Raw genomic sequence first — 6,733 nt, 5'->3', positions numbered from 1 at the left:
GGTCAGCCGGTGGCGCCGAAGCGGGGCGCGCGCTTCTCGATGAACGCCAGCCGCGCCTCCTCGGCGTCGGGCGACGCCGCGCACCAGGCGAATGTCTCGGCCTCCAGCGGCAGATAGTCCCCGAGGGACAGGGTCTGGGCGGCGAGCAGATTGCGCCGGGTCGAGGCGACCGCGTTCGCCGAGTAGGAGGCGATCCGGGCCGCCGTCTCCCGGACCTTCGCCGACAGCTCATCCGGCGGCAGCACCTCGTTGACCAGCCCGTAGTCGGCGATCTCCTGGCCGCGCAGCTTCGGTGAGAGCAGCATCAGCTCCTTTGCCCTGGCGGGGCCGACCAGCCGGGTCAGATGCCAGGACGCCCCCAGGTCGCCGGCGAAGGCGACCTTGATGAAGGCGGGGCTCAGCACGGTGGTCGAGTCGGCGTACCGGAAGTCGCAGCTCAGGGCGAAGGACATATGGGCGCCGGCGCAGCCGCCGCGGATCTCGGCGATGGTCGGGGTGTTCATGTCGTACATGAAGTGGACCAGCCGGGTGTAGTGCAGCAGCGAGGTCCGGCCCTTGAGATGGTCGCCTGGTGGGTACGGGGGCGGCGCGGCGTCGGCGTTGTCCCGGCCGACGCCCCAGTGGGCGCCGGTGCTGGTGAGGACGACGGCGCCGACGGCCGGGTCGTTCTCGGACCGCTCCAGCGCGTCGAGCAGGCCGTCGGCCATTTCGAACGTGAAGGAGTTTCGGCGCTCGGGACGGTTCATCGCGATGGTCGCGACGCCATCGGCCACGGTGAAGACGACGGTGTCCGTCATGGTGTGTCCTTCTGCTCGAACGGCTTGAGGGGGGCGGGGCGGGAAGGCGCGGAGGGGCGGGGCGGGAAGGCGCGGGACGGCGCGGGACGCCGGGGCGGGCCGGGGGGATCGGTCAGCCGCGCGCCGCCGCTGCCGCCGGGTGGGGCCACGGGGCCCGCTCGATGACGCGGGCGCGCAGGGCCCGCGCCTCGCGCGGCATGTTCCAGGTCACGCCCGCGGTGATCCGGCCGTCCTTCCCGTACACACCGGCGAAGGGACCCCCGCCCGGGTCGCCGGAGACCACCGTGAAGCCGGCGTCGGCGCAGGGGCGGCCGTACGCCTGGATCTTCACGTCGTACTGGTCGGTCCAGAAGTACGGCACCGGGGCGAACGGGAGCCGCCGGCCGAGCAGGGTGCGGGCCGCCGCCATGCCCTGCTCCGTGGCGTTCATCCGGTGCTCCACCCGGATCCTGCCGTGGTCGGGGTGCACCCAGGACGCGACGTCCCCCGCTGCCACGATGCCGGGTGCGGCCTCGCAGAACTCGTCGCACAGCAGCCCGTCGCCCACCGGCAGGCCGCTGTCCCGCAGCCACTCGACCGCGGGCACGGAGCCGATCGCGACCAGGACCACCTGGGCGGCGATCTCCGAGCCGTCGTCCAGCCGCACTCCGGCGACCCGGCCCCGCTCCTCGGTGAAGCCCGCCACTCCGGTGCCGCAGCGCACATCGACCCCGTGCGCCCGGTGCAGGGCGGCGACCCGGGCGGCGACCTCGCTGCCCAGCTGACGCACCATCGGGGCGCTGAGCGGGTCCACGAGACAGACCGCGCAGCCGAGTTCGCGGGCCACCGCGGCGGCCTCGGCGCCGAGGAACCCCGCGCCGATCACCACCACGGAGGGAGCCGGGCGCAGGGCGTCGCGCAGCGTCAGGGCGTCCTCCAGGCCGCGCAGTACGTGTACGCCGTCGAGATCGTGCGCGAACGGCAGGCGGCGCGGTCGCACCCCCGTGGCGACGACCAGGCCGTCGAACGGAACCCGAGCACCGTCCGCCAGCTCGACGGTGCGCCCCGCGACGTCCAGGCCGACGGCCCGGCGGCCGAGCAGCCACTCGGCGTCCAGCCCGTCGAGCGTCCCGGCGGGGCGCAGGGCGAGCCGCTCGGGCTGCCATTCGCCCTTGAGGATCTGCTTGGAGAGGGGTGGCCGGTCGTACGGCGGATGCCGCTCCTCGCCGATCAGCGTCAACCGTCCGGTGAAGCCCTCGCGGCGCAGCGTCTCGGCCGCGGTGAGTCCGGCCGCCGATGCGCCGACCACGACGACCCGTGACAGCGTCATCGCTCGGCCACCTCGATGGCCACGGCGGGGCAGAGCAGGGCGGCCTCCCGGACCGACGCGTGCAGCTCCGGGCCGGGGTTCTCCATCAGCAGGAAGGCCACGCCGTCCTCGTCGCGCTGGTCGAACACCTCGGGCGCCGCGACCACGCACTGCCCGCCGCCGACGCACTTGGCCTCGTCAATGTGGATCTTCATGAGTCGAGGTCCTCTCGGTATTACCAGGTCACCTGGAGCGAGTGCGCTCCGTAGATCGACATGTCGTGCTTGAAGGGGATGTCGCTCAGCGGCTCGGCGAGCGCCAGGGTGGGGATGCGGCGGAACAGAGTGCCGAAGACGACCTGCAGCTCCACCCGGGCCAGCTGCTGGCCCAGGCACTGGTGCACGCCGAAGCCGAAGGCGAGATGGTGGCGTGCGGGGCGGGTGACGTCCAGGTCGTCCGCCGGGAGCGTGGCGTCGGTCACGAACGCCGAGGCGTCCCGGTTGGCGGTGTCGATCGGGCAGACGATTCCCTCGCCCTTGCGGATGAGCCGGCCGCCGATCTCCATGTCCTCGCCCGCCACCCGGCGCAGGCCGCTGTGGACGACGGTGAGGTAGCGCAGCAGCTCCTCGACGGTGCTCGCGATCAGCGCCGGGTCGTCGGTGGAGCGCACCTTCGCCAGCTGGTCGGGGTGGGTCAGCAGGGCGGCCGTGCCGAGGGCGATCATGTTCGCGGAGGTCTCGTGGCCCGCCGTGAGCAGCAGCAGGGCCATCTTCGCCAGCTCGTCGAGGCTGCGGATGCCGGGCTTCAGCTGTTCCTGGGCCAGCCGGCTGAGGAGGTCGTCGGCCGGCTCGGTGACCTTCTGGTCGATCAGCCCGCTCAGCAGGTCGAGGAGCTGGTCGGTGGCGGCGACGGTGTCCTCGGGGGTGGAGGCCCGGTCCACGAACGCCTTGGTGAGGCCGTGGAAGCTGTCCTGCTCGCTGTACGGGACGCCCAGCAGCTCGCAGATCATCAGCGACGGCACGGGCAGGGCGAACGCTTCGACCAGGTCGACCGGCTTGGGGCCGGCCAGCATCTCGTCGAGCAGCTGGTCGGTGATCGTCTGGATGTGCTCGCGCAGCGCCTGCATCCGCTTGGCGGTGAAGTCGCGGGCGAGGACGCGACGGGGCTCGTCGTGCTCCACCGGGCCGTCGCTCGTGAAGAAGCTCTTGGCCCGCTTCCGGCGGGCCTGGATGGCGGCCGACTGGTGGGGAAAGTCCGGGTTGTCCGTGTCGGAGCTGATGGCCGGGTGGCTGAGCACGGCACGGATGTCCTCATGGCGGGTGACCAGCCAGGGCTCGCCGCCGTTCCAGATCCGGACACGGGTGATGGGCGCGCTCTGCTGGAGGTCGAGGAGCGCCGACGGCGGGTCGAAGGGGCAGCGGGCGTCCCGTTCCATCGGAAACGCGGGGGGTGCGGTGGTGTCGGCCATGGGTTCTCCCTGGAATCACGAGCGGAGCGCCGCCGCCCTCTCGATCACTACTACGATTCAAACCATAATTAACTTACTATCGCTCATGTCAAGGGTTTCCCGCTAGAAGAAGCGGCAGGTGGCAATCTTATTCCTAATGGCTGATCACATCCAGCTCGGCGGGGCGTTCTGTGCCCTTGTGGGCCCCAGAGCCTTGACTCTGCCGCCCCCAGGGCAGAAAGTTAACGGAGATTAGCCGATCATCAGGAGGTCCCATGAGCCGCAGAGTGCTGGTGGCGGGCGTCGGCATGGTGCCGTTCGCCAAGCCCAGTGCCGCCAAGACGTACGACGACATGGGCGCAGGAGCGGTCAGATCCGCCCTGGACGACGCCGGTCTGCCGTATGAGTTGATCCAGCAGGTGTACGCGGGCTATGTGTACGGCGATTCGACCTGTGGACAGCGGGTGGTGTACCGCTTCGGCAAGACCCGGGTGCCGGTGCTGAATGTGAACAACAACTGCGCCTCCGGCTCCTCCGCGCTGTGGCTGGCCCGCCAGGCCGTCGAGAGCGGCGCGGTCGACTGCGCGCTCGCGGTCGGCTTCGAGCAGATGCCGCCCGGCGCCCTCGGCGCCAAATGGGCCGACCGGCCGGCCCCGCTGACCGACTTCGTCGCCGCTCTGCACGACGTCTACGCCGTCGACCCGGACCTGCCGATGACGCCGCAGTACTTCGCCGCCGCCGGGGCGGAGTACACGGCCCGGTACGGCATGGCGCCGGAGACCTTCGCGAAGGTCTCGGTCAAGGCCCGCACCCATGCCGCGGGCAACCCGTACGCGGTCTTCCGCGACCCCATCACGCTGGACGACGTCCTCGGCTCGCCGACCGTCGCCGGCACGCTCACCAGGCTCCAGTGCTGCCCGCCCACCTGCGGCGCCGCCGCCGCGATCGTCTGCTCCGAGGAGTTCGCCCGCGCCCACGGCATCGGCCCCAGGGTCGCGATCGCCGCCCAGACCCTGCAGTCCGACGCGGACGACCTCTTCGACAGGAAGAGCGCGATGTCCCTGGTCGGGACGGATGTGACGCGTACCGCGGCGCAGGAGGTCTACGAGAGGGCCGGGGTCGACCCGCGTGACATCAAAGTCGTCGAGCTGCACGACTGCTTCACCGTCAACGAGGTGCTCAGTTACGAGGGCCTGGGGCTGTGCGAGGAGGGCGGCGCGGAGAAGTTCATCCTCGACGGGGACAACACCTACGGCGGCCGAGTGGTGACCAACCCCTCGGGCGGTCTGTTGTCCAAGGGCCACCCGTTGGGCGCCACCGGGCTGGCCCAGACGGCAGAGATCACGTGGCAGCTGCGCGGCGAGGCCGGTGCCCGCCAGGTCGAGGGCGCCACCCTCGGGCTCCAGCACAACCTCGGTCTCGGCACCGCGGGCGTCGTCACCCTCTTCGAGAAAGTCTCCTGATCATGCCCATCGATCCCGCCGTCGTCGGCACCCGCACCCCGGAGTTCGCCACCGTGGCCGAGCGCGGCCGGCTGCGCTTCTTCACCGCCGCCACCGGCCAGAACGACCCGGTCTACAGCGACCTGGAGGCCGCCGGGGCCGCCGGGCACCGCGATCTGCCGGTGCCGCCGACGTTCCTCTTCTGCCTGGAGATGGACAACCCCGACCGGGGCTCGTTCCTCGCCGGTCTGGGCATCGACCAGCGGACGATCCTGCACGCCGGGCAGCGGTTCGAGTTCCACGCCCAGGCGTACGCCGGGGACACGCTGACCTTCTCCACGGAGGTCAAGGACCTGTACAGCAAGAAGGGCGGCGCGCTGGAGTTCATCGTCCGCGCCACCCACGTCACCCGTGCCGACACGCCGATCGCCACCCTGACCAGCACCATCGTCGTGCGCGACCCCAAGGCGGGCAAGTGATGACCACCCTGAAGCCCGGCGACACCCTCACCCTGGAGTGCCCGAAGATCACTCGTACCGTGCTCGCGCTGTACGCGGGCGCGTCGGGCGACCACAACCCGGTGCACATCGACATCGACGCCTGCCGGGCGGTGGGCATCGAGGACGTCTTCGCCCACGGGATGCTCTCCATGGCCTACCTCGGCCGTCTGCTGACCGACTGGGTGCCGCAGGAGCGCATCCAGTCCTACGAGGTCCGCTTCTCGGCCATCACCCCGGTCAACACGACCCCGCTCTGCACGGGAACCGTGACCGGTGTCGAGGACGGCCTGGCCCGCCTCGACCTCACAGTCACCCTCCCCGACGGGACCGTGACCCTCAAGGGGTCCGCCGTCGTCACCGCCTGAACCCCCGGAAAGACAAGGAAGCAGCTCATCATGGGAACTCTGGACGGCAAGGTCGCCCTCGTCTCCGGCTCGGGCCGCGGCATCGGCCGCGAGGTCGCCCTCAAACTCGCCGCCGAGGGCGCGGCGGTCGTGATCAACGATCTGGACGAGGAGCCCGCGCAGGAGACGGTCGCGGACATCAGGGCGGCGGGCGGCAACGCGGTCGCCTGCGTCGGCTCGGTCGTCGAGGACGACTTCGCCGACCGGTTCGTCACCACCGCCGTCGAGACCTTCGGCGGCCTGGACATCATCGTCAACAACGCCGGATACACCTGGGACACCGTCATCCAGAAGATGACCGACGAGCAGTGGGACACCATCCTGGACGTCCACCTCAAGGCCCCCTTCCGGATCCTGCGCGCCGCCCAGCCGTACCTCAAGGCCAACCCGGCCGACTACCACCGCAAGGTCGTCAACATCTCCTCGGTCTCCGGCGTCTACGGCAACGCCGGCCAGGTCAACTACGCCTCCGCCAAGGCCGGAATCATCGGCATGACCAAGACCCTGGCCAAGGAATGGGGCCGCTACAAGGTCAACGTCAACGCCGTCGCCTTCGGCTTCATCCTCACCCGCATGACCGAGGCGGTGGCGACCGACGGCGACACCACGGTCGAGATCGAAGGCCGCCGGATCAAGGTCGGCGTCAGCCGGCACACGATGGAAGCCGTCAAGCGCACCAACCCGCTCGGCCGCCCCGGCACCCCGGCCGAAGCCGCCGGCGCCGTCTACCTCTTCTGCACCCAGGACTCCAACTACGTCTCCGGCCAGGTACTGACGGTGGACGCCGGCAGCCGCTGACCCTCGGAGCCGCGGCGCGGGCCGCGGACGTGACGAGCCCCCGTACGGATGCCGTAC

At 70.9% G+C, this 6,733-nt stretch carries 8 protein-coding genes; 4 read left to right on the top strand and 4 right to left on the bottom strand.

Annotated features, from left to right (window positions below):
* Positions 1–2 precede the first annotated feature (2 nt).
* The 4 genes from ACWF94_RS28995 to ACWF94_RS28980 all read right to left on the bottom strand — a co-directional run bounded on the left by ACWF94_RS28995 (position 3) and on the right by ACWF94_RS28980 (position 3,553).
* A complete protein-coding gene (locus tag ACWF94_RS28995) occupies positions 3–797 on the bottom strand; it encodes an enoyl-CoA hydratase/isomerase family protein (RefSeq protein ID WP_453494811.1) in 795 nt (264 codons plus the stop codon).
* 112 nt (positions 798–909) lie between these two features.
* Positions 910–2,106: an NAD(P)/FAD-dependent oxidoreductase gene (locus ACWF94_RS28990; RefSeq protein WP_453494808.1), complete on the bottom strand. Its 1,197-nt coding sequence runs from the start codon at positions 2,104–2,106 to the stop codon at positions 910–912.
* Entirely contained in the window at positions 2,103–2,300 is a 198-nt protein-coding gene (locus tag ACWF94_RS28985) for a ferredoxin (RefSeq protein ID WP_453494805.1), read from the bottom strand. The genes ACWF94_RS28990 and ACWF94_RS28985 overlap by 4 nt, the downstream gene beginning before the upstream one ends.
* Positions 2,301–2,320: 20 nt before the next feature.
* Positions 2,321–3,553, bottom strand: coding sequence for a cytochrome P450 (locus tag ACWF94_RS28980; RefSeq protein ID WP_453494802.1), 1,233 nt, complete (start codon positions 3,551–3,553; stop codon positions 2,321–2,323).
* Positions 3,554–3,807: 254 nt separating this feature from the next.
* Here ACWF94_RS28980 and ACWF94_RS28975 point away from each other — a divergent pair, with 254 nt between their 5' ends.
* The 4 genes from ACWF94_RS28975 to ACWF94_RS28960 are packed head-to-tail and all read left to right on the top strand — an operon-like array spanning position 3,808 to position 6,676.
* Positions 3,808–4,995: a lipid-transfer protein gene (locus ACWF94_RS28975; RefSeq protein WP_453494799.1), complete on the top strand. Its 1,188-nt coding sequence runs from the start codon at positions 3,808–3,810 to the stop codon at positions 4,993–4,995.
* Between the two features lie 2 nt (positions 4,996–4,997).
* Positions 4,998–5,453: a MaoC family dehydratase N-terminal domain-containing protein gene (locus ACWF94_RS28970; RefSeq protein WP_453494796.1), complete on the top strand. Its 456-nt coding sequence runs from the start codon at positions 4,998–5,000 to the stop codon at positions 5,451–5,453.
* Complete coding sequence (locus tag ACWF94_RS28965) at positions 5,453–5,839, top strand: MaoC/PaaZ C-terminal domain-containing protein (RefSeq protein WP_453494793.1); 387 nt, start codon at positions 5,453–5,455, stop codon at positions 5,837–5,839. The genes ACWF94_RS28970 and ACWF94_RS28965 overlap by 1 nt, the downstream gene beginning before the upstream one ends.
* Positions 5,840–5,869: 30 nt before the next feature.
* A complete protein-coding gene (locus ACWF94_RS28960; RefSeq protein ID WP_453494790.1) occupies positions 5,870–6,676 on the top strand; it encodes an SDR family NAD(P)-dependent oxidoreductase in 807 nt (268 codons plus the stop codon).
* The last annotated feature ends 57 nt before the right edge of the window (positions 6,677–6,733 follow it).

It is taken from the genome of Streptomyces sp. NPDC055078 (assembly GCF_053607985.1).
Note: the sequence above shows the minus strand (reverse complement) of the source record. Positions and strands in the feature narration are given on the sequence as shown.